General features: G+C 57.0%; 20 protein-coding genes. 6 read left to right on the top strand and 14 right to left on the bottom strand.

All coding sequences use genetic code 11. The features are described 5' to 3' along the window. Positions 1-512 precede the first annotated feature (512 nt). From B1781_RS00100 to B1781_RS00060, 9 genes are all read right to left on the bottom strand, one after another. Positions 513-1,583: a formylglycine-generating enzyme family protein gene (locus tag B1781_RS00100; RefSeq protein WP_078117751.1), complete on the bottom strand. Its 1,071-nt coding sequence runs from the start codon at positions 1,581-1,583 to the stop codon at positions 513-515. Between the two features lie 310 nt (positions 1,584-1,893). Beyond that, positions 1,894-2,652, bottom strand: a complete 759-nt coding sequence (locus tag B1781_RS00095) for an oxygen-binding di-iron domain-containing protein (RefSeq protein WP_078117750.1) — start codon at positions 2,650-2,652, stop codon at positions 1,894-1,896. Positions 2,653-2,773: 121 nt separating this feature from the next. Further along, positions 2,774-3,172, bottom strand: a complete 399-nt coding sequence (locus B1781_RS00090; RefSeq protein ID WP_078117749.1) for a hypothetical protein — start codon at positions 3,170-3,172, stop codon at positions 2,774-2,776. 112 nt (positions 3,173-3,284) lie between these two features. After that, a complete protein-coding gene (gene ntrC, locus B1781_RS00085) occupies positions 3,285-4,703 on the bottom strand; it encodes a nitrogen regulation protein NR(I) (protein ID WP_078117748.1) in 1,419 nt (472 codons plus the stop codon). After that, positions 4,696-5,805 (bottom strand): nitrogen regulation protein NR(II), encoded by a 1,110-nt coding sequence (glnL, locus tag B1781_RS00080; RefSeq protein WP_078117747.1) that lies wholly within the window; start codon positions 5,803-5,805, stop codon positions 4,696-4,698. Before glnL ends, ntrC begins: the two co-directional genes overlap by 8 nt. Before the next feature lie 162 nt (positions 5,806-5,967). Continuing rightward, positions 5,968-6,720, bottom strand: a complete 753-nt coding sequence (locus B1781_RS00075) for a DUF4124 domain-containing protein (protein WP_164513186.1) — start codon at positions 6,718-6,720, stop codon at positions 5,968-5,970. Positions 6,721-6,861: 141 nt separating this feature from the next. Next, positions 6,862-8,271 (bottom strand): glutamate--ammonia ligase, encoded by a 1,410-nt coding sequence (glnA, locus tag B1781_RS00070; RefSeq protein WP_078117745.1) that lies wholly within the window; start codon positions 8,269-8,271, stop codon positions 6,862-6,864. Positions 8,272-8,602: 331 nt separating this feature from the next. Further along, the gene (locus tag B1781_RS00065) at positions 8,603-9,781 is read right to left on the bottom strand and encodes a cation diffusion facilitator family transporter (protein ID WP_078117744.1); all 1,179 of its coding nucleotides are present in this window, start codon (positions 9,779-9,781) and stop codon (positions 8,603-8,605) included. Continuing rightward, positions 9,781-10,020, bottom strand: a complete 240-nt coding sequence (locus B1781_RS00060; RefSeq protein WP_078121849.1) for a sulfurtransferase TusA family protein — start codon at positions 10,018-10,020, stop codon at positions 9,781-9,783. Before B1781_RS00060 ends, B1781_RS00065 begins: the two co-directional genes overlap by 1 nt. A gap of 170 nt (positions 10,021-10,190) precedes the next feature. Here B1781_RS00060 and B1781_RS00055 point away from each other — a divergent pair, with 170 nt between their 5' ends. Further along, on the top strand, positions 10,191-11,807 hold the full coding sequence (locus B1781_RS00055; RefSeq protein WP_125931799.1) for a methyl-accepting chemotaxis protein: 1,617 nt from the start codon (positions 10,191-10,193) through the stop codon (positions 11,805-11,807). Between the two features lie 42 nt (positions 11,808-11,849). Here the strand turns inward: B1781_RS00055 and B1781_RS00050 are convergent, their stop codons facing one another. Further along, positions 11,850-12,893: a tRNA (5-methylaminomethyl-2-thiouridylate)-methyltransferase gene (locus B1781_RS00050; RefSeq protein ID WP_078117742.1), complete on the bottom strand. Its 1,044-nt coding sequence runs from the start codon at positions 12,891-12,893 to the stop codon at positions 11,850-11,852. A gap of 109 nt (positions 12,894-13,002) precedes the next feature. Between B1781_RS00050 and glyQ the strand changes: the two genes are divergently transcribed. Genes glyQ through B1781_RS00025 form a run of 5 tightly spaced genes read left to right on the top strand, consistent with a single transcriptional unit; the run spans position 13,003 to position 17,662 of the window. Then, on the top strand, positions 13,003-13,926 hold the full coding sequence (gene glyQ / locus B1781_RS00045) for a glycine--tRNA ligase subunit alpha (RefSeq protein WP_078117741.1): 924 nt from the start codon (positions 13,003-13,005) through the stop codon (positions 13,924-13,926). Further along, positions 13,919-16,006, top strand: coding sequence for a glycine--tRNA ligase subunit beta (gene glyS / locus B1781_RS00040; protein WP_334223830.1), 2,088 nt, complete (start codon positions 13,919-13,921; stop codon positions 16,004-16,006). The genes glyQ and glyS overlap by 8 nt, the downstream gene beginning before the upstream one ends. Positions 16,007-16,009: 3 nt before the next feature. Further along, complete coding sequence (locus B1781_RS00035; RefSeq protein ID WP_078117739.1) at positions 16,010-16,351, top strand: MazG nucleotide pyrophosphohydrolase domain-containing protein; 342 nt, start codon at positions 16,010-16,012, stop codon at positions 16,349-16,351. A 31-nt stretch (positions 16,352-16,382) separates the two neighbouring features. Next, positions 16,383-16,943, top strand: coding sequence for a D-glycero-beta-D-manno-heptose 1,7-bisphosphate 7-phosphatase (gene gmhB, locus B1781_RS00030; protein WP_078117738.1), 561 nt, complete (start codon positions 16,383-16,385; stop codon positions 16,941-16,943). Beyond that, positions 16,940-17,662: a lysophospholipid acyltransferase family protein gene (locus tag B1781_RS00025; RefSeq protein WP_078117737.1), complete on the top strand. Its 723-nt coding sequence runs from the start codon at positions 16,940-16,942 to the stop codon at positions 17,660-17,662. The genes gmhB and B1781_RS00025 overlap by 4 nt, the downstream gene beginning before the upstream one ends. 177 nt (positions 17,663-17,839) lie before the next feature. Here the strand turns inward: B1781_RS00025 and gyrB are convergent, their stop codons facing one another. From gyrB to dnaA, 4 genes are all read right to left on the bottom strand, one after another. Beyond that, complete coding sequence (gene gyrB, locus B1781_RS00020) at positions 17,840-20,263, bottom strand: DNA topoisomerase (ATP-hydrolyzing) subunit B (RefSeq protein WP_078117736.1); 2,424 nt, start codon at positions 20,261-20,263, stop codon at positions 17,840-17,842. 58 nt (positions 20,264-20,321) lie between these two features. Beyond that, positions 20,322-21,392, bottom strand: a complete 1,071-nt coding sequence (gene recF / locus B1781_RS00015; protein WP_078117735.1) for a DNA replication/repair protein RecF — start codon at positions 21,390-21,392, stop codon at positions 20,322-20,324. Positions 21,393-21,478: 86 nt separating this feature from the next. Next, positions 21,479-22,579: a DNA polymerase III subunit beta gene (gene dnaN, locus B1781_RS00010; protein ID WP_078117734.1), complete on the bottom strand. Its 1,101-nt coding sequence runs from the start codon at positions 22,577-22,579 to the stop codon at positions 21,479-21,481. 233 nt (positions 22,580-22,812) lie between these two features. Then, a complete protein-coding gene (dnaA, locus tag B1781_RS00005; protein ID WP_174575393.1) occupies positions 22,813-24,183 on the bottom strand; it encodes a chromosomal replication initiator protein DnaA in 1,371 nt (456 codons plus the stop codon). Positions 24,184-24,344 lie beyond the last annotated feature (161 nt).

Raw genomic sequence — 24,344 nt, 5'->3', positions numbered from 1 at the left:
GGGTGAAATCGGGCACAGGCAGTTGCAGCATCGACAACCTACGCCAAGCACTCGATGCTCGCGAAACGAGATGTCGGATTCTTTGTAAGCTGGCAAGGCATAGCTGGAAATCCGGAACAACATACCTTTCAGAAATCCAAGGACCGAACTTGGCGTTCTTAAGCATCGAAAAGAAGCAATTGGAATCGTCAGTCTTCAGCCTCGTAGCAAATCGGGCTTCAGGAATATGATGCGGCTCTTGACGCCAATTGACGCGAAGATCCTTCGGGCTGGGGTAGGAAACTTTGCTAAGTATAGAGCTTCGTAGCGATGGGATATGATACAAAGATCGACGGCAAAGGGATTGGCAATTTCAACGGCAATCTATATGACGAAGCAATCATTGGATATGCGTTCGTTAGTAAAAACCGTGCACTATATGCGTAACACGTTGAAATAGGCGATGACCCCGGGTTTGAAGTGGCCGGGGGATTTGATGCGGGTTTGGAAACGCCTAGGATATCGAAGATAGCTTAACGAAGTTGTTCTGTTATCTTTGAGCCGCAACGCACTGTCCTTGTTGGACTTGGCCCGCCTATCATCATTCCGGCCACCTTTGGCTTTGCCGGTGTGCCCGGCTGAAAAGCTCTCTTGTCGAAACTCATTCCAGCAAAACTGTCACCGGGCGGCCACGAGCGCAATACCTTAAGGTCGCCATCCGGCGGCCCTTTAGGATCAGTCGCGATTGAAGATTCAGCGAAATATGAGGCTGAATACCAATCATCGACCCACTCCAGCCCGTTGTGGGCGAGATCGTATAGCCCCAGCGGATTTGGAGGAAACTTACCAATCGGGTAGATTGATCCACCATTCAAGCGCTCACGAAGTTCGGAGGTGGGCACATTGTAATTCGGGCGCAACGTTCCATCATTGGTCGGCCACACGATCAAATAACCTCGACTTCGTGCGGCAAACTCCCATTGAGCCTCTGAGAGCAAGTCGAACGGCTGCCCTGTGAGAGTGCTTAGCCAAGTACAATACGCTTTTGCTTGCTCCCAAGTTACACCTGCTGGAGCATCAGGGATACGCTTTGGCTTGAACCACATGTCTGTTTGAATACGTTCGGCATTATTGGCTTCCGTGAATAGATCAAACTCTGCGTACGTTACCTTGTACTTGCTCATTGCATAGCTTGACAGCCTAATTTTCCGTAGCGGTTTATTCGATTTTGCGCTGCTCCAAGGAAGCTTTTCATTGCTTTGCAAATAACCGAAATCGCCCATCAAAAACTTGCCGCCCTCAATAAAAACCTGGTCGTCGATGGACTTCTTCTTCAACGCTTGCAGCCGCTCTTCCAGTGTGCCTGTTTGAATTGCTTTCAAATTCTTCACGAGGCTTTCTGGCTGACGTAGTGCGCTTGGATCAGGCGCTGATTGCGCGTCCTCAATCCTCGGGAAAATACCGTCGGTAGGGAAATCGGGATAGAGCTGTGCGGCTCTTGGAGTTGGTGTCAGTTCTAACTTTGGCGCACTTGCCAGCACACCTGGACAAGCAGGTGCAAACGTTGCGGCGAACGCAATAATTGGGTAGGTAAGAAGCTTCATGCATTGGTCCCCTAATCCTTGTGGGGCGATTGTGCCTAGTTAATTCAGTCGAATCTTTAGTCCATTTACGCGGCGTGTCCTACGGTCAGTGAAGTGAGGGTGCTCCAGTTCGGAACCGGTACCATCGACGGCCTAAGGTGATCATGAAGCGTTGGGAATGTCGCTGAGTTCATCTTTGAGCAGCTGGGCAGTAGCTGACGAATCGATACGATTGCCTTAGCACCGAGTCTGGCCACAAGCATCGCAGTTCATCGTCAATGCGATTTCGAACGGCCTAAGGGTCACCATGAATGACCCTAGCGTACGACAATCAAGGCACCTGATAATCCGACTGCTGGATCAGGTCGATCCCGCAATTCAGCTCGCTGATCCACACGATGAACTCTTTGATTGCTTTGCCGGTGAATGCGCGGCCGTGTTGTGGAACGAGCATGTTGATATCCATACCAGCTGCCATGTTGGCCCAGAAGCGGCAGACGCGGTTGCTGTTCATGTAGCGGCGGTGAAAGCCTTCCATATACGGCATGACTTCGTTAAGGCTCTCGGCCGGCTTGTCGAGTTGCTCCGGTGGGCAGAGGTTGGCGCCCAGGTCGCCCGAGAACAGGATCTTGCTCTTGGGATCGTAGAACTGGAAGTTGCCTTCGGCGTGCAGGAAATGGGCGGGGATCGCCTTGATGTTGATACCCCCAAGTTCGAGGTTCATGCCTTTGTCGGGCATGCCGATGATCCGGCCCTTGGTTTTGCCGGGTCGGGTGAAGTGCGGAATGAAACGCTCCCAAAGCTCGGGCACGACGATCTTGGCGTTGGTGCCGACCAGCCACTTGTTGAGGCTGGCAACGATATCCGGGTCCTGGTGAGAGGCGATGACGTAATCGAGATCCTTCACCGTCATGTATTTACTTATTTCCAGAAACAGCGCTGTATAAGTAAATTCGCCGCCGGGGTCGATGAGTGCGGCGTGGTTGCTGTCATAAATCAGAAACTGATTGGCTTGAACGGCTTCACCACTGGCGAGGTCGCGGATAGCGACGCAGACATGGTTGCCGTCGTTAAAGAGTTCAATCGCCATGTTTCGGCCTTCCTCAATAACCGCACTGGATAGAAGTGTATGAGGGGATGTCGGCAAGTCGACCGCAAAACTTGATCCCAAATTTACACGGCGCGATTTATGGCGCAGTTCGCGGTGAAACTTATTCGGGCCGCAAGTGTTCGATGTACTTCGGGACGTCGTCCATGACCAATCGCAATGCGGTTCCGCTGATCCGGACGTTGCCATTGGCGGTCTTGATGGCGCAATGCACGTGGCCGCGGCTTTCGAGCGGTACCGGCACCATGTCGCGGTAGGTGTAGACGTTTTCGCCGACATCGCCGCCGAGGCATTCTGCGGGCAGTTCGGGCAGCGGCTCGTCGTCTGCGAGCTCGGCACCGTCGAATACCAGTGCACCGCTCTGTCTCCAACGGGTGCGCTCGGCCGAACCCGTCATCATCTTGATGAGGTATGCCGGTTCAAATCGGACAGAGATGGTTTCGCCATCGACTTCGACGGCGCTGATCAGGGAACCGGGCAATTCAATATTGGTGCTATCCATCTATAAAAACTCCGCAACACACGGTGCGGCATTATAGAGGCAAAGCGATACTGGACTGGACGGGCAAGCTAATCCGTCAAAACCGTGTTTTCGCAGGGGAATGATCGCTCACTCATCCGGCTTCGCGGTGCTCTTCTTCGAGACCGAGTTCTTTTATCTTGCGTGTCAGCGTATTGCGACCCCAGCCGAGCAGACGGGCGGCGTCTTGCTTGCGCCCGCCGGTGAACTCCAGTGCCGTTTCGATCATGATGGTTTCGAACTCGGGCATCGCCTGGTCGAGCAGGCCGACCTTGCCGGCATTGAGGCTGTTGCGAATCCAAATGCGCAACGTCGTGCGCCAATCCCCTTCGCTCGTTTCCGAATCGTGTTCGCGATGCAGCTCTGGCGGCAAATCTTCGACATGGATCTCGCGACCCGACGCCATAACCGTCAGCCAGCGTGCCGTGTTCTCTAGTTGACGCACGTTACCGCGCCATTCTAGCGCTTGGAGTTCCTTAATGGTCTCCGGCAGCAGAGTCTTGCTTTCGACGCCCAGCTCCTGTGCCGCGCGCTTGAGGAAGTGATCCATCAATAAAGGAATGTCTTCACGCCGTTCGCGCAATGACGGCAGGTGCACGCGAATGACATTCAGCCGGTGGAACAGGTCCTCGCGGAACCGTCCTTCCATGACCAATTGCTCGAGGTCCTGGTGGGTGGCAGCGATGATCCGCACGTCGGCCTTGATCGCTTCGTGACCGCCGACGCGGTAGAACTCGCCGTCGGCCAGCACGCGTAGCAGGCGTGTCTGTAGCTCGGACGGCATGTCGCCGATCTCGTCGAGAAACAAGGTGCCTTGGTGCGCCTGCTCGAACCGCCCGACGCGTCGCGCCTGGGCACCGGTGAAAGCGCCTTTTTCGTGGCCGAACAACTCCGATTCCAGCAAGTCGTGCGGGATTGCGGCCATATTCAGGGCGATGAACGGACCCTTGGCGCGCGGACTGTGTTTGTGCAAAGCGTGCGCAACAAGCTCTTTACCGGTACCCGACTCGCCGTTGATCAGCACGGTGATGTTGGAGCGCGCCAGTCGTCCGATGGCGCGAAACACTTCCTGCATCGCCGGCGCAGCACCGATGATTTCGGTCGCCGCGGTGGTTTCGTGTTCTGCGCTGGCGCGCGCTTCACGCCGCAGCTTGCACGCGCGCTGAACCTGGTCGACTGCTTCTTCGATATCGAAGGGCTTGGGCAGGTACTCGAATGCACCACTGTGGTACGCAGAGACGGCGCTATCGAGGTCGGAATGCGCGGTCATGATGATGACCGGCAGTTCGGGATAGGCCTGCTTGATCTTCTCCAGCAAAGAGAAGCCATCCATGCCCGGCATGCGCACATCGGAAATAATCGTTTCGGGCTGGCCGCGCTCAAGCGCCTCCATGACGCCGTTGGCGCTCGAAAAACTGGTGACGTGCATACCGGCTTTGGTCAGGGCCTTTTCCAAAACCCAGCGAATCGAGCGGTCATCGTCGATGACCCAGACCTGGTTTCTCTCAGTCACGGGCAGCGTTCTCCTTACCCCTATCGGTGCCGATGTCTTCACCGATCGGTAACAAAATTGTGAAAGTGGTTTCGCCCTTACGGCTGGTGCACTCGATCAACCCTTTGTGTTGATTGATCAAAGACTGTGCAATTGACAGTCCAAGGCCCATGCCGCCCGTGCCGGACGTCACCATGGGGAAGAACAGGGTCTCGGCGATTTCCGGCGGAATGCCCGGTCCATCGTCGACGATGTCGATCTGGGCGCCCAAACGATAACGACCCGAACCGATCGTGATCTGGCGTTGAATGCGCGTACGCAATGTCACTGTGCCGTCATCGTCGAGCACGCGTGTCGCGTTCCGAACAATGTTCAACACCGCCTGGATGAGTTGATCGCTATCGCCGACAAGCTCGGGGATGCTGGGGTCGTAGTCACGAACGATCGAGATGCGGTCGCCGGTTTCAGCGAGCACCAGCGAGCGCACCCGCTCGAGCACATTGTGCACGTTGACCGGTGCGTAGCTCGGCCGGCGGTTGGGGCCGAGCATGCGATTCACCAGCTCCTGCAGGCGGTCGGCCTCCTGGATGATGATGTGCGTGTATTCCTTGAGCTCTTCGCTTTCGAGTTCGCTTTCGAGCAACTGAGCGGCACCGCGCAAGCCGCCGAGCGGATTCTTGATTTCATGGGCCAGGCCGCGGACCACGTCGCGCGTCAGTGCCTGCTGGTTGATCAACCGTTCTTCGCGGCTGATTCGCAGGTGCCGATCGATCTGCTGCAGCTCGACGATGGTCATCTGCTTGCCGTCTTCGTCGACCACCGGCGTGACGGTGCAATCGACGGTGACTTCGGCGCGGTCGGTGGACAACACCACACCACGCTTGGTGATCGGCGCGCCGATCGTGGCGGCCTCGATCAGATCGACCAGGGGTTCGCCATGACAGGCCATCCAGCTGGTCGGTAGTTCGCCGAGGACATGTTTTGCGCTAATGGCAAGCAGCATCTCGGCCATCTGGTTCAGATAGCTGACGCGAAGATCCTCGTTGAACACCACAACGGCGGAAGCCAAATTGTCGAGAATACTGGTGCTTAACAAGGACAAGGGTTCGATCGAGACCTGCATGCATCCTCTGAAGCAAAGTTTGGGCCATGACGCGCCACGACAGGCGTTGCGTAAATGCCCATTTTGCAAGGCGAAATCAACGGCTTGGGGAAGGCTGACGAGGCATGCGCCCGATCACGGCGCATACCTGCAGGCTCCACGCACTATTTTAGTGCATGGAGTTTATTTTGAATAACTTGGCTTGAACGCAGGGTTGGTTTTGCCGGGCGTGGTCGAGATGCCGCTAGTGCCCGGCTTGTAGTTGGCGCCACTGCCAGGTTCGTAGGACGTGTCGCCAGACGGAGTGAAACTGGAACCATAGTCGGGGTCGAACGGCTTTTTGTCATCATCGCCGTTGGAACCATCACCGCCGTCACCATCTCCATTGTCGCCGGAATCGCCATCTTCGGCGGCATCCAGCGCAGCTTTACGCATCGTGAAGACAACGGAATCGGAACTGATCAATACGGTACCGGCGGCATTTACGACCGAAGCGCGCACGGTATGCGTGCCGCGATCGACGCCGCTGAGCTCGATTGCCAGACCATCGAAAGCACCGGAAACCGCGGTGCCGTCCAGATAGATCTTTACCGTGTGGTTCGGTTGCAGGCCCGGTTGCAGAGAAATGGCGACCGGCACCTTACCTTCGTTGTTGCGCACGGTGCCGTTGGTTTCCGGCTGGCTGATCACCATCGCTGTGTAACCGGTGAAGTTTTCCGGTGCGGCAGGCGCATTGCTGCCCGACGACAGGTTGGCTGGTCGTTCGATTGGGCGCGGCGAGTAGCGCGAATAATCGGGGAGCTCGACCTTGTTCGGACATTCACCCGCCGGCACGTCGGTATAACCCACCACGCCGTCGGCATCGACGGTCTTGCAGATAACGGCCGACGCCATCCCCGGCAACAGGAAAAACAGCAACAATGCGAATTTAATCATGCCGTTAGCATAGTGCAGGTGCATACGGGTTGCGACTCCGAAATCCATTAGATGCACTACCTTGTGGCATATCCGGCGCCGCTTGTAAACAAAAAACCCCGCCGGATAGGTGGGGTTCTTCGTTCCAAACCTGCTGAAAGATCAGAGGCTGAAGTACATGTCGAACTCGACCGGGTGCGTAGTCATACGCATCGTGGTCACTTCTTCCATCTTCAGTGCGATGTAACCGTCGATCAGATCGTCGCTGAACACACCGCCTGCCTTGAGGAAGTCGCGGTCGGCATCGAGGGCTTCCAGCGCCTGGTCGAGGCTGTGACAAACCGTCGGGATGCCTGCTGCTTCTTCCGGCTCCAGATCGTACAGGTCCTTGTCGGCAGCATCGCCGGGGTGGATCTTGTTCTGGATACCGTCGAGACCGGCCATCATCATCGCGGTGAAGGCAAGGTAAGGGTTGGCGGTCGGATCCGGGAAGCGCACCTCGATACGGCGTGCTTTCGGGCTCGAAACCCACGGAATACGAATCGAAGCCGAACGGTTACGCGCCGAGTAGGCCAGCATGACCGGCGCTTCGAAGCCCGGCACCAAACGCTTATACGAGTTGGTCGACGCGTTGGTGAATGCGTTCAACGCGCGGGCATGCTTGATGATGCCGCCGATGTAGTACAGCGCGGTTTCAGAAAGACCGCCGTAGAGATCGCCGGCAAAGATGTTGTTGCCGTCTTTGGCAAGCGACTGGTGAACGTGCATGCCCGAGCCGTTATCGCCAACCATCGGCTTCGGCATAAAGGTGGCCGTCTTGCCGTAGGCATGAGCGACGTTCCAGGTGCAGTACTTCTGGATCTGGACCCAGTCGGCACGCTGAACCAGGGTCGAGAACTTGGTGCCGATCTCACACTGACCGGCGGTCGCCACTTCGTGGTGATGGACTTCGACAGGCACGCCCATCTCTTCCATCGCGTCACACATAGCGCCACGCAGGTCGTGCAGCGAATCAACCGGGGGAACCGGGAAATAGCCGCCTTTGACGCCCGGACGGTGACCGATGTTGCCGTCTTCGTAGACGCGCTCGGAGTTCCACTCAGCTTCCTGCGAGTCGATCTTGACCATCGAACCCGACATGTCGATGCTCCAGCGAACATCGTCGAGAATGAAGAATTCCGGCTCCGGTCCGAAGTACGCCACGTCGGCGATGCCGGTCGATTGCAGGTAGGCTTCAGCGCGCTTTGCCACCGAACGGGGATCGCGCTCGTAGCCTTCCATCGTCGACGGTTCGAGAATGTCGCAACGCAGGTTGACGGTTGCGTCGTCGGTAAACGGGTCGAGTACAGCAGTGCCTGCTTCCGGCATCAAGATCATGTCGGATTCATTGATGCCTTTCCAACCGGCGATCGACGAACCGTCGAACATTTTGCCGTCGGTGAACAGTTCCTCATCAACGACAGATGCTGGCACGGTGACGTGCTGTTCTTTGCCTCGGGTGTCAGTGAATCGGAAATCGACCCACTTGACGTCGTTGTCCTTCATCATTTTTAGGACGTCTTTTGCGGACATTCTCGGTTTCTCCAGAAGTAGCGATGAGTGCTGCTGTCTGCAGACAGCGGTTACATTGGGTCGCCAGGCAGGTCTTCCAGACCGGCGGGTTGGCGTTGCGATGTGGGAGCAGGAAACATGCCACTCCCCTTGCCTGTTGATCGAGCGTTTCCGACACTCGATTGCTAATCGTTCTCGTCCCGGCTTAGTGCCTTGAAATCAGCCGCTTACGGCAGCTGGCGCGCCATAGTTGGGCAGCCTCATCGAATAAGCTTGCCGCTACAATCCGTTGCCTTCCCAGCTTGGCGCACTCATACAGTGCATCGCCATCCGTGATCGCACCATATTGGTGCTAGCCATAGAGCACCCGCAGGCTACCGAACCAGGGTAGCACAGCGGCTGCCTGGGTCAGGTTCTCGCGCAACGCGGCCGTATTGGCTTCATCGACGAAACTGGCTACCGGCAGAATCATCTCGACGTCGATCGATCCGCCGAGGTAATGCAATCGTATCTCACGCTGCGCCGGTGCTGCATGCACTTCGTTCCAAAGTTGCTCGAGCGCCGCCAGTGCCTCGGCGCGCAGCGGCAAACCACGGCAGGTCGGCGCATTCTCGTCGTCTTCCGGATCGATGTGCACGGTTACATCAGTGATCGCGTCGAGTTTTGCGATCATCCTGTCTTCTACCGTCTGGCTGATCATGTGCCCTTCCGAGACCGACAGACGCGGCGCCACCTGTACATGCACGTCGGCGCTCGCTTCGGCGCCATGCCGCCGGGTGCGCAGCATGTGCACCGAGCGCACCCCATCGATCGCCATGATGACGCGTTTGGCCTCGTTGACCTGGTCCTCATCGAGCGCGGTATCGACCAGCTCGGTGAGCGCGCTCCAGCCGAGATCCCAACCAATCTTGGCGACCATGATGCCGACGATGATTGCGGCCAGCGCGTCCATGTAGGAAAAGCCCATGACCGCTGCACCAACCCCGATCAGGACAACGATCGACGACAGGGCATCGGACCGGTGGTGCCAGGCGTTGGCCCGCAACATCTCCGAGTTCAGACGTCGCGCCACGGCGATCGTGTACCAGTACAGTGATTCTTTGGCGGCGATGCCGACCGCCGCAATGATCAGCGCCAGCTTGCCGGGCAGTGGCCGATCGGGATCCAGCAGACGCTCGCCGCCGTTCCAGACGATGCCAAGCGCGACCAATGTCAGCAGGATGCCCAGGCCGAGCGTCGCCGCAGTCTCGAATCGCCCATGCCCATAGGGATGATCCTTGTCCGGCGCCATGGCGGCATGACGCGCAGCAAACCAGACCAGGATGTCCGACAACAGGTCCGAGGCCGAATGGATGCCGTCGGCCACCAAGGCGGCGGAATTGGCGATCAGCCCAACGATCACCTGGGCGAAAGACAGCAGCAGATTGACCAGTCCGCTGACGATAGCGACCCGCCGGGTAGCGCGACCACGCGCCGTGCGCTGGGCCTGCGCCGAGTCCTCCGGGTGCGTATGTTGCTGGCTGGCAGTCACTATTTATCAGCTTCTACACGGATAGTGATTACATACTCACCATCGTGCTCTGCAGTCTCCAGAACGGTGTGGCCGTTGATTCTGCACCAGGCCGGAATGTCTTGCATGGCCCCCGGGTCGGTGCACACGGCCACCAGCTCATCTCCCGCCGACAGGGTTTCCACCTTGTCCTGAACGCGGATGACCGGCATAGGGCAAAGCAGGCGATGGCAATCGAGTGTTTCGCGGCGTGGTTTCATCGAGGAGCGCATGATACGAGAAACCGCGTTCCCTGGCAGCGTGCAGCGCATTTTTGGCGGCCGGAATCCTTAACAAAACGGTCATATTGCCGATAAAAACAGCGCCGAATAACCACTTGTCGGACCGCTGCTGTTGGGAGCGATGGTCTGGCCCTTCTGGAGCGTCCACCGTGGGCAAAAATAATCTCAGTTCATTCAAACGCCGCATGGTGATGATCTCGGCGCTGCCGGTGATCATTCTGCTCGCCGTGACCATCGTTTCGGAAACCATGCTGTCGCGTGTTAACGAGGGAGTCGACCGCATCTATCACGATCGCGTGATACCGCTCGACCAGCTCAAACACATCGCGGATGCCTACGCCGTCGGTGTGATCGATGGCGTGAACAAGGCCAACGCCGGCATTCATTCCAAGGGCGAGTTGCTGCAGGAAATCGCCTCCGCCGAACAGACCATTGACGAGCATTGGCAGGCCTACCTTAAAACCCAGCTTACGGCCGACGAGGAGAAGCTGGTTGGAGCTGCCAAATCGAAATTCGCCAAGGCCGACGCCGCTGTCTCTGAGCTGAAGGCATTTGTCGGTACGCTCGACGGCAACCTCAAGGGTCAACTCGACCGATTCGACGGACCTTTGTACGCCGAAATCGATGCCATCGGCGGCGTGATCACCGAACTCGTCGACCTTCAGCTTGAGGTTGCCGCGCAAGAGCGCGAACACGCTGCCGACGTCTACGGCATGACCGTATGGCTGCTCGCCGGTATCTGCGTGGCGTCGCTCGGCCTGCTGGCTTTCACCGGCTGGCAGACCTACCGCAGCATGTCGGCACCACTGGCCGTTGCGCAGCTGATGGACGAGGTGTCTGAAAAGGCTGACCTGACGCTGCGCACCACGCAGAAAGGCAGCATGGCGGATTCCTTCAACCGCTTGATGCAGCGTTTCCAGGAGCTGGTCAGTAGTGTGGCCAATGGAGCAGAACAACTGTCATCGGCAGCCGAGGAGATGACGGCAATCACGCGCGACAGCGCCGATGGCGCCAGACGCCAGCATGCCGAGAGCGAACAGGTCGCAACGGCTGTGAACGAATTGACCGCATCGGTTGAAGAAGTGGCGCGCAGCACATCGGCCGCGGCCAGTTCGTCGGCAGATGCTAAAAAGGTCGCCGGCGACGGCAGCCAGACCGTGCAAAGTGTGGTCAACACGATTCGCGACCTGGCCAACGAGATCGATGGCGCAAGCCACGCGATCACGCAGCTGAACCAGCACTCGAATCAGATCAGCACCGTGTTGGACGTTATCCGCGGCATCGCCGAACAAACCAACCTGCTGGCATTGAACGCGGCGATCGAGGCCGCGCGTGCCGGCGAGAAAGGACGCGGTTTCGCGGTAGTGGCCGACGAGGTACGCACGCTGGCACAAAGGACGCAGGAATCCACCAGCGAGATCGAGCAGATGGTCGAGCGCCTGTTGCACAGCGCCGGCGAAGCGAACTCGTCGATGGCGCGCAGCCAGGAGCGGGTCAACGAATCCGTGGAAGTTGCCGGGCGTGCCGGTGAATCGCTAACCCTGATCAACAGCAGTTCTGAGAACGTCAGCGCGATGACGATTCAGATCGCCAACATGTCTGAAGAGCAGGCCAGCGTGGTCGAAGAGATCAATCGTTCGATCACGGCGATCAGCGATGCCGCGCATAGCGCAGCCACTGGTTCGGAACAGGCCGCAACAGCGAGCGAGCAACTCACGCGCATGGCCGAGCAGTTCCGTGCGCAAGCTGCGGTATTCAAGATCTGAGGTTGCAGGCACCAACACGCGGACGTGTGGTGCGTCCGGGTGTTACAGCAACCAGGCCTTCGGCAGTTCGTCTGCGGTCATCGGTTTGACCTTGATCGCCTGGGTCGAACCGTCGAGCGCGCGGTATTCGAGTTCGACCGTCTCGGCATCGCGCCCCTGGCTATATCGCCCAACGATGCGCGCAGCCAGACGGATGTCTGCGTCGCTTGCTTCGCCGTCGATCAGTGCCAGTGGCCCCCCGTGGCTTACCAATGAAAGACTGGGGTACTGTTTGCGGTAGCCCGACAGAAACCTGCCCTCGCCTTCTTCTCGCGACACGATGACCTTGAAATGCGGTGCCGGTCGGACGTGGCGACCGACTTTCAGCAGCATGATGTCATCGAGCTCGTAACGACGTTTGCCGCGTGCCTGCCACAAGTCTTTGAGCTTGACCGAATAGTTCTCGTCGGTAAGAAAACAGCAACCGCCGGCCGGTTGGGCGTAGTCTTCAAACCCGAACTCGGCGGCGAGCGCCATCTGCGGTTTGCGACTACGTCCGGAGAAACCGTATAGCCGATCACGCTGCACCCAACCTTCGCGCTCGGGCAAGGTTGCCGGCAGATTCTGCGCACTCAGCGGACGCAGCAAGCGGTCTTCAATACCCGAATCGTGCTGGATGATCGGCATGGTGTCTTTGCGCTGCGATTTGGGTCGCTGGCCGACGACCTCACCGGTGATGACGAAATCGAAGCCCCTGCGCTCGATCCATTCACGCGCCTTGCGCACCATGAACACCTTGCAGTCGAGGCAGGGGTTGAGGTTGGCGCCGTAGCCGTAACGCGGGTTGAAGACCACGTCTTTGTATTCTTCGACGATGTCAACGATATGCAGCTTGATACCGAGCTGCTCGGCAACCCAGAGCGCGTTGTTGCGTTTCTGCCTGTCGCGGTCTTTCTTACGGATGGCGTGGGTGTGCCCTTCGACACAGAAACCGGTGAAGAAATTGATGCCCTCGACGTGGACGCCCTGAGCCTGAACGACCTTGGCCGCCAACAGCGAATCGAGGCCGCCGGAGATCAATGCCAATGCCTTGCGTTGTTCAGCCATGGTCGGTCGGTGCGTGGGGAAAACGACACATTATATTTATAGTCCCCGCTTGAGGGCTATATAATGAGCGGCTTTTCACCAGCAGCGCTTCCACGGGCAACCGAATTACATGAATAACGCGCCGGATGTTTCCACTTTCCAGGGCCTAATTTTTGCCCTGCAACAATACTGGGCCGAGCAGGGCTGCGCGATTTTGCAGCCGTACGATATGGAGATGGGTGCCGGTACCTTTCATACGGCGACCTTCCTACGGGCGATCGGTCCGGAGCCGTGGAACGCGGCCTACGTGCAACCTTCGCGCCGCCCGACCGATGGTCGCTACGGTGAGAACCCCAACCGCTTGCAGCACTATTACCAGTTCCAGGTGGCGATGAAGCCGTCGCCGCTGAATATCCAGGAGCTGTATCTCGGCTCGCTCGAGATGATGGGCCTGGATCCGCTGGTGCACGATATCCGCTTCGTCGAAGACAACTGGGAATCACCCACGCTGGGGGCCTGGGGCCTGGGTTGGGAGGTCTGGCTGAACGGCATGGAGGTGACCCAGTTCACCTACTTCCAGCAGGTGGGCGGTCTCGATTGCCGGCCGGTGACCGGTGAGATCACCTATGGTCTCGAACGGATCGCGATGTATCTGCAGGGCGTCGAATCGGTGTTCGACCTGGTCTGGACCAAGGGGCCGCAGGGGCCGGTGACTTACCGCGACGTGTTCCATCAGAACGAGGTCGAGCAGTCGGCGTACAACTTCGAACACGCCGACGTGGATTTTCTCTTCGGCTTGTTCGACCAATGTGAAAAGGACTCGTCGCGCCTGATCGAGGCCGGGCTTTCGCTGCCGGCCTACGAACAGGTACTCAAGGCTTCGCATGCCTTCAACTTGCTGGACGCACGCCACGCGATCTCGGTGACCGAACGGCAGAGATACATACTGCGGGTGCGCAAATTGGCGCAGGCAGTAGCGCAGGCGTATTACGACGCCCGCGAGAAACTCGGCTTCCCGATGGTGAATGCCGCCAGGGAGGCTGGCGATGAGTGAGTCTATGATCGAAACCGCGAACCTGATATTCGAACTCGGGACCGAAGAGCTTCCGCCGAAGGCATTAAAGAAGCTCTCTGTCGCGTTTACCGAAGAGTTCGTCAAAGGCCTCAACGACGCCGGGCTGCAGTTTGGCGAAGTAAGTGCTTACGCTGCCCCAAGGCGCCTTGCTCTGTTGGTTCGCGACTGCGCGACTGCACAACCTGACCGGGATATCGAGCGCCGTGGCCCGGCGCTTAAAGCCGCCTACGACGGTGACGGCAATCCGACCAAGGCAGCCGAAGGCTTTGCCAAGTCATGCAACACCACGGTCGACCAGCTGCAGAAGCTCGAGACGGACAAAGGCAGTTGGCTGGTCTTCAATGTTCACCAGAAGGGCCAGCAGGCCGTCGATCTGCTGCCGGGTATCGCTGAGAACGCACTCAACAAGCTACCGATTCCAAAGCGCATGCGCTGGGGTGATTCCGATGCCCAGTTCGTGCGCCCAGTGCATTGGCTGCTGTTCATGCTCGGTGACAGCGTTGTCCCCTGCACGCTGCTCGATGCCAAGGCGAGCAAGGAAACCTACGGCCACCGATTCCATCATCCGCATGCCATTACGCTCTACAGCCCGGATGACTATGCCGAAGTACTAGGCTCTCTTGGCAAAGTAATCGCTCACTTCGATACGCGGCGCGCGCGCGTGAAGCACCTTGTGGAGCAAGCTGCCGGCGATATCGGTGGCGTGCCGGATCTGGATGACGATCTGCTCGACGAGGTGACAGCGCTGAACGAATGGCCGATGCCGATCACCGGTACCTTTGAAGAGCGATTCCTCGAAGTGCCTCAGGAAGCGTTGGTCGCCACCATGAAAGGCAACCAGAAGTACTTCCCGGTGTTCAGCAAAGACGGCCAGCTGATGAATAAGTTCATCACGATCGCCAACATTGAAAGCAAGCAACCGGATCTGATCCGCCAAGGCAACGAACGTGTTGTGCGGCCGCGACTCGCCGACGCCATGTTCTTCTGGGAACAGGACGGCAAGAAGCGTCTACAAGACCACGTGGGCAAACTCGAACACGTCGTATTTCAGAAAGATCTTGGCAGTATGCGCGACAAGTCAGCACGGGTCGCCGAACTCGCCGCGTTCATCGCGCAACATGTTGGTGGCGACGAGGGTTTGACCCGGCGTGCCGGCGAACTCAGCCGCTGCGATCTGATGACTGAGATGGTATTCGAGTTCCCCGAGATGCAGGGCATCATGGGTCGATACCAGGCACGACGCGACGGCGAACCGGACGAACTTGCGCTGGCGATGGACGAGTTTTACATGCCGCGTTTCTCCGGTGACCGCCTGCCGGAGACCAAGACCGGTATTGCGATCTCATTGGCCGAAAAGATCGACACCCTGGTCGGCATCTTCGGCATCGGATTGAAACCGACCGGTGACAAAGACCCGTTTGCGCTGCGCCGCGCCGCACTCGGTGCGTTGCGTATCCTGCGGGAACACGCACTGCCGATCGACCTGGTAGCCCTGCTGCAGAAAGCCGAAGCGGGTTTGCAGGGACAGCTCAAGGAACAAGGCATCGCCGACCAGGTTTACGACTTCATGCTTGAACGCCTGAAAGGTATCTACAGCGACAGCGGTACGAGCCATGACACCTTTGAGGCCGTTGCCAACATCCGGCCCAAAACGATCGCCGATTTCGAACATCGCATCCGGGTAGTGACCGACTTCCGCGCATTGCCCGAGGCTGAAGCGCTGTCTGCAGCCAACAAGCGCATCGGGAACATCCTCAAGAAAACCGACGAAGCGGTGCCGGATCAGGTAGACCCCGACCTGTTTGAATTGACTGCCGAAAAAGCGCTGCATGATCATCTGCTGGCAGCGGAGAAGGCGATTGCGCCGCTGATGGCCGAGAGCAACTATGGCGCAGCGCTGCAGGTGCTCGCGCATCTACGCGGTCCGGTCGACACCTTTTTCGACGATGTCATGGTGATGGCAGAAAAAGCAGCTGTGCGCGGTAACCGCCTGGCCATGCTGAAAACGATGAGTCAGCAATTTCTGCAGGTGGCGGATATCTCGGTGTTGCAGGTCTGATCGATGGCGGCGCATTCGGATTCATGGGACGACATGATGCGCGCCGTGCAGGCATTTCATGACAAGCATGATTTCCGTAACACCGGTGGCGAAGAACTCACCTATCGGGTTGCCTTGATGGCCGAGGAACTGGGCGAGATCTCGTCGTGTGTCACCAAGGGGAAACCGCGCGAAGCGCTGGCAGAAGAGGTAGCCGACCTTTTGATCTTGGTGATGGGTACCGACATCGCCGCGCAGCTCGACTTGAAGAGCGCCTTTTGGAACAAGATGGATAAGCTGATGCAACGTGAATCGCGCATGATCGACGGCCGCATCCGGGTATCCGAGTTTCGCGACGTCGATTGATCACACCACATCAGCGGGTAACCGATCCAAGATGAGTGACCTACCCAAACTCGTGATCCTCGACAGAGATGGCGTGATCAACCAAGACTCGGACGCCTACATCAAATCCGCCGACGAGTGGATCCCGATACCGGGCAGCCTGGAAGCGATCGCCCGCCTTAATCATGCCGGGATTGCGGTGACGGTTGCGACCAATCAGTCAGGTATCGGTCGCGGCATGTTCAGCGTAGAAGATCTCAACGAGATGCATGCGAAGTTTCAGCGCGCACTCGGTCGAGTCGGTGGTCATATCGATGGCATATTTTTTTGCCCGCATGCACCCGACGCCGGTTGCGATTGCCGTAAGCCGAAACCCGGTTTGCTGAGGGCGATCAGCGTACGCTTCGGTCTACCCCTGGCACGCGTACCGGTGATCGGCGATAGCAAGCGCGATATCGACGCCGCGATTGCGGCACATGCCGTTCCAATGCTGGTCAGAACCGGCAAAGGCACCCGAACCTTCGAAAAGCATCCGGAATTGCATACCTTGCCGTGGTTCGACGATCTGGCCGCCGCCGTAGACTACATCCTGGAAGGAGGAAAACGCGCTTGATTTTGCTGCGCTCGCTGCTGTATTTCGCTGGTTTAGTCATATCGGTCGTAGTTTTCGGTCTATTGATTGCGTTGTTCGGTTGGTTTTTGCCGAGCAGCTACGCCGATACGATGTCAAATGCCTGGGGTACGACCAATCTTTGGCTGCTGAAATGGGTCTGTGGACTCAGTTACCGGATCAAAGGTGAAGAACACCTACCGGCTGGTGGCGCCATCATCATGGCGAAGCATCAATCGACCTGGGAGACGATTGCCCTGCGCGGCATCCTGCCCGCCGCGCAGTCGTGGATACTGAAACAAGAGCTCATGCGCATCCCATTGTTTGGGCTGGGATTAAAATTCGCAAAATCGATCGCCATCGACCGCTCCGCCGGGCGCAAGGCTGCGATGAAGGTCGTTACGGAAGGCATCGAACGCCTCAATGAAGGACGCAACGTGATCATTTTCCCCGAGGGCACCCGCACCGCTCCGGGAGAACGGAAGAAATACAGTATAGGCGGCGGTTTGCTTGCCGAACGTAGCGGAGCGACAGTCGTCCCGATTGTTCACAACGCCGGTATTTTCTGGCGTCGGCGCGATGTGAAAAAGTACCCGGGAACGATCGATGTGGTCGTCGGCCCACCCATCGCCAGTGAAGGCAAGAAGGCGTCTGAGATCATGCGTGAAGTCGAGGAATGGATCGAGAGCACGCTGGAAACTCTCCCTACTGAAAAGCTCTAATAGTAAGTAACCGCTTACTTACATTTCCATTAGACGAACACCGGCTCACTCGCGATCTGTTAGGCGCTGTAGTCCGCACCGTCTTTCTTCGCCTTAGCAAACCTGTGGATAAAATCGTGGATAATCCGACGCCCGAACGAATAATCGGGCATCGGATACGTTATGACGTGTAGATAGTTAGACGTCGAGATTTTCGACGGTTAACGCATTGCGTTCGATGAAATCACGGCGCGGTTCGACCTGGTCGCCCATCAAGGTCGTGAATATCTGATCAGAGCCGACGACGTCTTCGATGTTGACGCGCAACAGGCGGCGACTGGCCGGGTCCATGGTCGTTTCCCAAAGCTGCTCCGGGTTCATCTCACCCAGGCCTTTGTATCGCTGGATGTGTTGGCCGCGTTTCGCCTCTTCCATCAGCCACTGCAGGGCCTCTTCGAAAGTGGCAACCGGCTTACCTTTATCGCCGCGGCGAATCTCTGCATCCTGCGCCAACAGCCCGTCCAGTGCTTCACCCATATCGGCAATCTTTTGATAATCGCTCGAGTGGAAGAAATCGAGGGGAAGATGTTTTTCCGTCGCTATGCCGTGGGTCCAATGCTCAATGGCGATACCGGCCGTACGCTCTTCTTCCGCCGGCGTCATAACCAGCTGGTAGCGATCGGCCACGCCGGTGTCGACATTGAGTCGGTTCTGCAGTTCTACCATCCATCCCTGCAGTGCCTCCTCGTTCCCGAGCAGATCATCACCCACTCGCGGCATGTACAACAGATTCTGCAGCACGCCTTCATCGTAGCGTTTACCCAGACGCTGCTGGATGGCCTTGACCACAACCATCTTGTGCGCGAGATCCTCGAGCGCCGGACCGGAAAGCGGTGGCGCTTCGGCGTTGACGAGGAGACTTGCTCCGTCCAAGGCCGTGCGCAACAGGTAGGCGTTCAACTCAGTGTCGTCTTTTAGGTAGTGCTCTTGTTTGCCCTTCTTCACCTTGTACAACGGCGGTTGCGCAATATAGATATGGCCGCGCTCAATCAGCTCGGGCATCTGCCGATAGAAGAAGGTAAGAAGCAAGGTGCGGATGTGGGCGCCGTCAACGTCGGCGTCAGTCATGATGATGATCCGGTGGTAACGCAATTTGTCCGGATCGAATTCTTCGCGGCCGATGCCACAGCCCAAAGCGGTGATCAAGGTACCGACTTCTGCTGATGACAGCATCTTGTCGAAACGCGCTTTTTCGACGTTCAGTATCTTGCCTTTGAGCGGCAGGATAGCTTGTGTACGCCTGTCCCTACCCTGCTTGGCTGAGCCGCCGGCAGAATCACCCTCCACCAGGTAGAGTTCTGACAGACCGGGGTCTTTCTCTTGGCAGTCGGCAAGCTTGCCGGGTAGCCCGGCGATATCCAGCACACCTTTGCGGCGGGTCATTTCCCGCGCCTTACGTGCCGCCTCGCGGGCTCGCGCTGCCTCGATCATTTTGCCAGCGATCATCTTGCCTTCATTCGGATTCTCTACCAGGTACTCAGAGAGCTTTTCGGCAAGCAGTGCTTCGACAACGCCTTTGACCTCTGACGAAACGAGCTTGTCTTTGGTCTGCGACGAAAACTTCGGATCCGGCACTTTGACCGAAAGCACCGCGGTCAAACCTTCGCGGGCGTCGTCTCCCGACGTCGCAACTTTCTGCTTCTTGGCCATCCCTTCCTGCTCAATATAGCTATTCAGCGTACGGGTCAGGGCCGCGCGCATACCCGCCAAGTGGGTACCGCCATCGCGCTGTGGGATGTTGTTGGTGAAGCAGAAAATGCTTTCCTGGTACGACTCGTTCCATTGCAGAGCCACTTCTACGCCGACGTCGCTTCGTTCTGCGCTGAAGTGAAACACGCTCGGGTGCAAAGGGGTTTTGTTGCGATTCAAATGCTCGACGAAGGCACGAATCCCACCTTCGTATTCGAAGATATCTTCGCGATCGGCTCGCTCGTCTTTCAGATGGATTTTCACGCCCGAGTTCAGGAAAGATAGCTCGCGCAGGCGTTTGGCCAAAATATCGTAGTGGAACTCGGTGTCCGTGAAGATTTCGGGGCTGGGATGAAACCGGACCTGGGTGCCGGTTTCATCGCTGTCGCCGACGACTTTCAACGGCTCTTGAGGAACACCAAGATGATATTCCTGTTGGTGAACCTTGCCTTGGCGCCAGATGGTCAGTTCAAGCTTGTCCGACAAGGCATTGACCACCGAAACACCGACACCGTGGAGTCCACCCGAAACCTTGTAGGAGTTGTCATCAAACTTCCCGCCTGCGTGCAGCACGGTCATGATGACTTCTGCGGCAGAAATGCCCTCTTCTTCGTGGATACCCACCGGGATGCCACGGCCGTCGTCCTTTACGCTGACGGAGTTGTCGGCATGGATGATGACCTTGATCTCATCGCAATGCCCGGCGAGTGCTTCATCTATCGCGTTGTCGACGACTTCGAAAACCATGTGATGAAGGCCAGTGCCATCATCCGTATCGCCGATATACATGCCGGGGCGCTTTCGCACCGCATCCAGACCTTTCAACACTTTGATGGAAGATGTGTCGTAGCTGGATTTGTCGTTGTCGGTCATACAGGAAGGAACTCAATGCCGGGAGAGGTGGAGTGATCGACGCATTATACACTGTTGTTCATGTCGTCAGGTGGCCATGTTCCACGTGGAACATCGTACAACTTGGGGATAGCGCAGGATCCAAGACCGAGCTGATGTTAGTAATAAATGACTGTTCGCAGCGATCGCTCACTGCGAGAAGAACACGTTCTTGATTACCCTTGTCCAGCTCCGCAGCGAGGTCATCAAGCAACAGAACAGGCACCTCGCTTGATCGCGACTTCGCTACGTCCAGCATCGCCATGTTCATTGCTAGAACAAGCAGTTTCTGTTGGCCACGCGATAGCGTCTTTTCAGCCAAACCCTGTACGGCCTTTATCTCGATATCTGCGCGGTGCGGGCCCGCGTAGGTGTAGCCCAGATTGAAATCGGTGTCGCGTTTGGTGCGGTAGATTTCCAGCAAATCTTGTTGTCTATTCCACCCACGACGGTAGACAAACGAAACATCAAGGCCGCCCAACCATTCGCTTAGGATGTCGCGGACCCTAGGCGCCCATAACTCCAAAAAGGATTGTCGAAGACGGTCGATGGCGGTGCCTGCTGTTGCCAATGGCTCATCCCACATCCGCACCAATTCGGGTTGATTCATTCTGATTGCGGCGTTGCGTTGCCGTAGAGCGCGTTGGTATCCCTTAGCCTCTTCGGAATACACAGAATGTTCCACGTGGAACACTCCCAAATCCAAAAACCGACGCCGAACCTCTGGTCCCATACTCAACAGCAGCTGAGGCTGCGAGCCAATCCACTGCACCGGCAAGGCCATCGCCAGCCCTGATCGCTTCGAAACGTTCTCGCCATTCAAACGGCATTCAACATTTTTCGCGCTGCGCCTAACGCCAAGAATGGCCTGCCGACCGCCTGCTCCCACCATCTTCACGACAATCGTCGCATCGTCGGACCCATTTCTAATCATCGGCCCGGCGTCCTGGTGGCGAAAACTCTGTCCACGACCTGCCAGATAAATCGCTTCGAGGATCGTCGTCTTGCCGGCACCATTCGGCCCACACACAAAGTTAATCCCTTCGCGTGGTCGGAGCTCGAGCGACCGAATAACCCTCAAGTCAGAAATACTCAGTGAATTGATCCACATCGGAGCATTCTCGCCGCATCACCAAAAAAGGGGCCGACTTGGCCCCTTTCTCTTCGATGCTACTTGCTGCGTCACGGCGACTAGGCCTACAGACGCATAGGCATGACAACGTACCGACATTCCGCTGAATCCTTCTGCGTAATCAGGCTACTGGAATTCGAGTCAATGACCGCCATCTGCACTTCGTCTCCATCCAGTACGCCGAGCACATCAAGCAAATAGCCAACGTTGAATCCGATCGTCATCTCCTCGCCATCGTAGTCCACCTCGATTTCTTCCTCGGCCTCATCCTGTTCGGGATTATGTGCCTGAAGATGCAGCAGGCCTTTGCTCAACCTGAAACGGATGCCCCGGTACTTTTCGTTCGACAAGATTGCTGTTCGGGTCAACGCCTGTTTAAGCGTGTCTTTTTCGGACAGCATGATGGTGGTCTGACCGTTCGGCATGACCCTCTCGTAGTCGGGGAAACGACCATCGATCAACTTGGTCGTGAAACTACTGTGATCGAGATGAACCCGCAGGTGGCTGTTGCTGATCTCGAACGTTGCTTCACTGTCTGAATCATCCAGCAATCGACCAAGCTCGATGACCGCTTTACGCGGCAGGATCACCTGCGTGTCGATCTCAGAATCATCGTCGAAAGACGCGTCACACAGCGCAAGTCGATGGCCATCCGTTGCGACCGCCCTCACCCGCCCAGGTCTCAGTTCCAATAGCAGACCATTGAGGTAGTAGCGAACATCCTGCTGTGCCATCGCAAACTGCGTTTTATCGATCAGACGTTTCATAACGCCAACCGGCAGTTTGAATGTGTCACTCGCCTTGGCCGGCTCGATACTTGGATAGTCCTGCGCGGGTAGCATCCCGAGTGTGTAACGTCCCCGACCCGACTTCAGCGTGGCTTTGTCACTCTCTACCTCGAGCGTGATACCTGCGGAGTCCGGCAGTGCCTTGCAGATATCCATCAGCTTACGTGCCGGCAAGGTGAATTCACTTTCGCCTTTGCAGTCCACCAACGTATGGGTCCGCAATTCGACTTCGAGGTCCGTAGCCGTCAACGACAATCGATTGTCTTTCACGACCATCAGCACATTGGCCAGGATCGGGAGCGTCTGTCTGCGCTCGACCACGCCGACGATCTGCTGCAAGGGTTTGAGCAGATCATCTCGGTTTGCGCTGATCTTCATCCGACTGATTCCCCATTGGTTGATAGTTAAAATAAGATTTTATTAAGAAATTACTATTGTTATAAGCACAGCTGCCAACTGTGGAAAACCTATTTTTACTTAATTAAATCAATAGGTTAAGTGATAATTTCGTGACCCAAAACAACGTGATGGATGCTATTCAACCCTGTGTGCCTATTGTGGATAACTCTGGCTCAATCGGTTCTTTGATTTTGCCTCAACTGTCGCACACATCAATTACTCAAGGTTCTTAACAGGTTGTTATAGTCTTCGGCAACCCGATGGTCGGTCTCGCGTAACTCAGCAATTTTGCGCGTGGCATAAAGTACCGTTGTGTGGTCGCGCCCGCCAAATGCTTCGCCGATCTCAGGCAGGCTGTGATTGGTAAGTTCTTTGGCGAGGGTCATCGCTACCTGGCGAGGGCGTGCAATCGTACGGCTGCGTTTTGCAGACAGCAGGTCCGACGTTCTGATCTTGAAATATTCAGCGACGGTACGTTGAATGTTGTCGATCGTCACGAGTTTGTCTTGCGCTGCGATCATGTCGCGCAACGCATCCTTGGCAAAATCCATCGTGATCGCGCGACCGGTGAACTGCGAGTTGGCCACGATACGGCGCAACGCTCCTTCCAGTTCGCGGATGTTCGACCGCACCCGCTTGCCGATAAAGAACGCGACCTCGTTGGGTAGTTCAACACCGAACAGTTGTTGGCCTTTGCTCTTGAGAATGGCGACCCGCGTCTCCAGATCCGGCGGTTCCACGGCAACAGTCAATCCCCAACCGAACCGCGACTTCAGGCGGTCTTCCAAACCGTCGACTTCTTTCGGAAAGCGGTCACTCGTCAGGATGATCTGTTGCTGCGACTCGAACAGCGCATTGAAGGTGTGGAAAAACTCTTCTTGCGATCGTTCCTTGCCGGCGAAGAATTGAACATCATCGATCAGTAAGGCATTAACCGAGCGCATCTTGCGCTTGAAATCATCAATTGTGCCGTGTTGCAGGGCCTTGACCATCTCGGCCACAAAACCTTCCGAGTGCATGTAGAGCACCTGCGCCTGCGGATTGTTCTGCAAAATGCGGTTGCCGACGGCGTGCATGAGATGGGTTTTGCCTAAACCTACACCGCCATAAATGAACAAGGGGTTGTACACACGGCCGGGGTTGTCGCCGATCTGCATACCGGCGGCACGGGCCAACTGGTTCGATTTACCTTCGACAAAACTCTCGAACGTGAAATCGGCGTTGGTATTGGCCTTGAACGCCGGTTTTACATTCGGTACGTCGTTGTGTCGCGCACCCGGTTCGCGAAGGTGTGGCTCAGGCGGCGTCGTTGGGCGAACGCCGGCGGTGGGCGAGCGCGGTGCGCTGCCGATCTCCAGACTGATCGCCATGGCATTGCCCTGCCCCAAATCGTCGACATAGCCTCGCAACCTGTCGAGGTAATGCTTTTTGACCCAATCGAGCACAAAAGCGTTGGGCGCCATCAGGCGCAGGCGGTCTGATTCCTGAATACAGTGCAACGGACGAATCCAGGTGTTGAACTGCTGATTGGGGATCTCATTGCCCAGTCTGTCGAGACAATGCTGCCAGAGATTGATGTTCATAGGTCAATACAAAACCGTGACGACCCTGTCACGCGCACCCGTCACGTTCCAAGAACCGTCTTGTAGTAATTCGAATACGGAAACGACCGCTGTTTGTTCCGCGCATCCAACCTTGTTGTTTATTCGTCCAGGCACCGGCCCCGGGTACTGCAATTGGGCGA

This window comes from Thiosocius teredinicola, assembly GCF_002009425.1.
In the GTDB taxonomy this organism is placed as follows: Bacteria; Pseudomonadota; Gammaproteobacteria; order Chromatiales; family Chromatiaceae; genus Thiosocius; species Thiosocius teredinicola.
The sequence above is the reverse complement of the archived record's forward strand: the minus strand, read 5'-3'. Positions and strand labels throughout refer to the sequence as shown.

Bases quoted from the DNA above. Each gene is read 5' to 3' on its own strand.
- gyrB (WP_078117736.1), bottom strand. From the start codon at position 20,263: ATGACCGACAACGACAAATCCAGCTACGACACATCTTCCATCAAAGTG.
- glnL (WP_078117747.1), bottom strand. From the start codon at position 5,805: ATGCAGGTCTCGATCGAACCCTTGTCCTTGTTAAGCACCAGTATTCTC.
- dnaN (WP_078117734.1), bottom strand. From the start codon at position 22,579: ATGAAGATCAGCGCAAACCGAGATGATCTGCTCAAACCCTTGCAGCAG.
- B1781_RS00075 (WP_164513186.1), bottom strand. From the start codon at position 6,720: ATGATTAAATTCGCATTGTTGCTGTTTTTCCTGTTGCCGGGGATGGCG.
- dnaA (WP_174575393.1), bottom strand. From the start codon at position 24,183: ATGAACATCAATCTCTGGCAGCATTGTCTCGACAGACTGGGCAATGAG.
- B1781_RS00060 (WP_078121849.1), bottom strand. From the start codon at position 10,020: ATGAAACCACGCCGCGAAACACTCGATTGCCATCGCCTGCTTTGCCCT.
- B1781_RS00100 (WP_078117751.1), bottom strand. From the start codon at position 1,583: ATGAAGCTTCTTACCTACCCAATTATTGCGTTCGCCGCAACGTTTGCA.
- glyS (WP_334223830.1), top strand. From the start codon at position 13,919: ATGAGTGAGTCTATGATCGAAACCGCGAACCTGATATTCGAACTCGGG.
- B1781_RS00095 (WP_078117750.1), bottom strand. From the start codon at position 2,652: ATGGCGATTGAACTCTTTAACGACGGCAACCATGTCTGCGTCGCTATC.
- B1781_RS00090 (WP_078117749.1), bottom strand. From the start codon at position 3,172: ATGGATAGCACCAATATTGAATTGCCCGGTTCCCTGATCAGCGCCGTC.
- B1781_RS00050 (WP_078117742.1), bottom strand. From the start codon at position 12,893: ATGGCTGAACAACGCAAGGCATTGGCATTGATCTCCGGCGGCCTCGAT.
- B1781_RS00035 (WP_078117739.1), top strand. From the start codon at position 16,010: ATGGCGGCGCATTCGGATTCATGGGACGACATGATGCGCGCCGTGCAG.
- gmhB (WP_078117738.1), top strand. From the start codon at position 16,383: ATGAGTGACCTACCCAAACTCGTGATCCTCGACAGAGATGGCGTGATC.
- recF (WP_078117735.1), bottom strand. From the start codon at position 21,392: ATGTGGATCAATTCACTGAGTATTTCTGACTTGAGGGTTATTCGGTCG.
- glnA (WP_078117745.1), bottom strand. From the start codon at position 8,271: ATGTCCGCAAAAGACGTCCTAAAAATGATGAAGGACAACGACGTCAAG.
- glyQ (WP_078117741.1), top strand. From the start codon at position 13,003: ATGAATAACGCGCCGGATGTTTCCACTTTCCAGGGCCTAATTTTTGCC.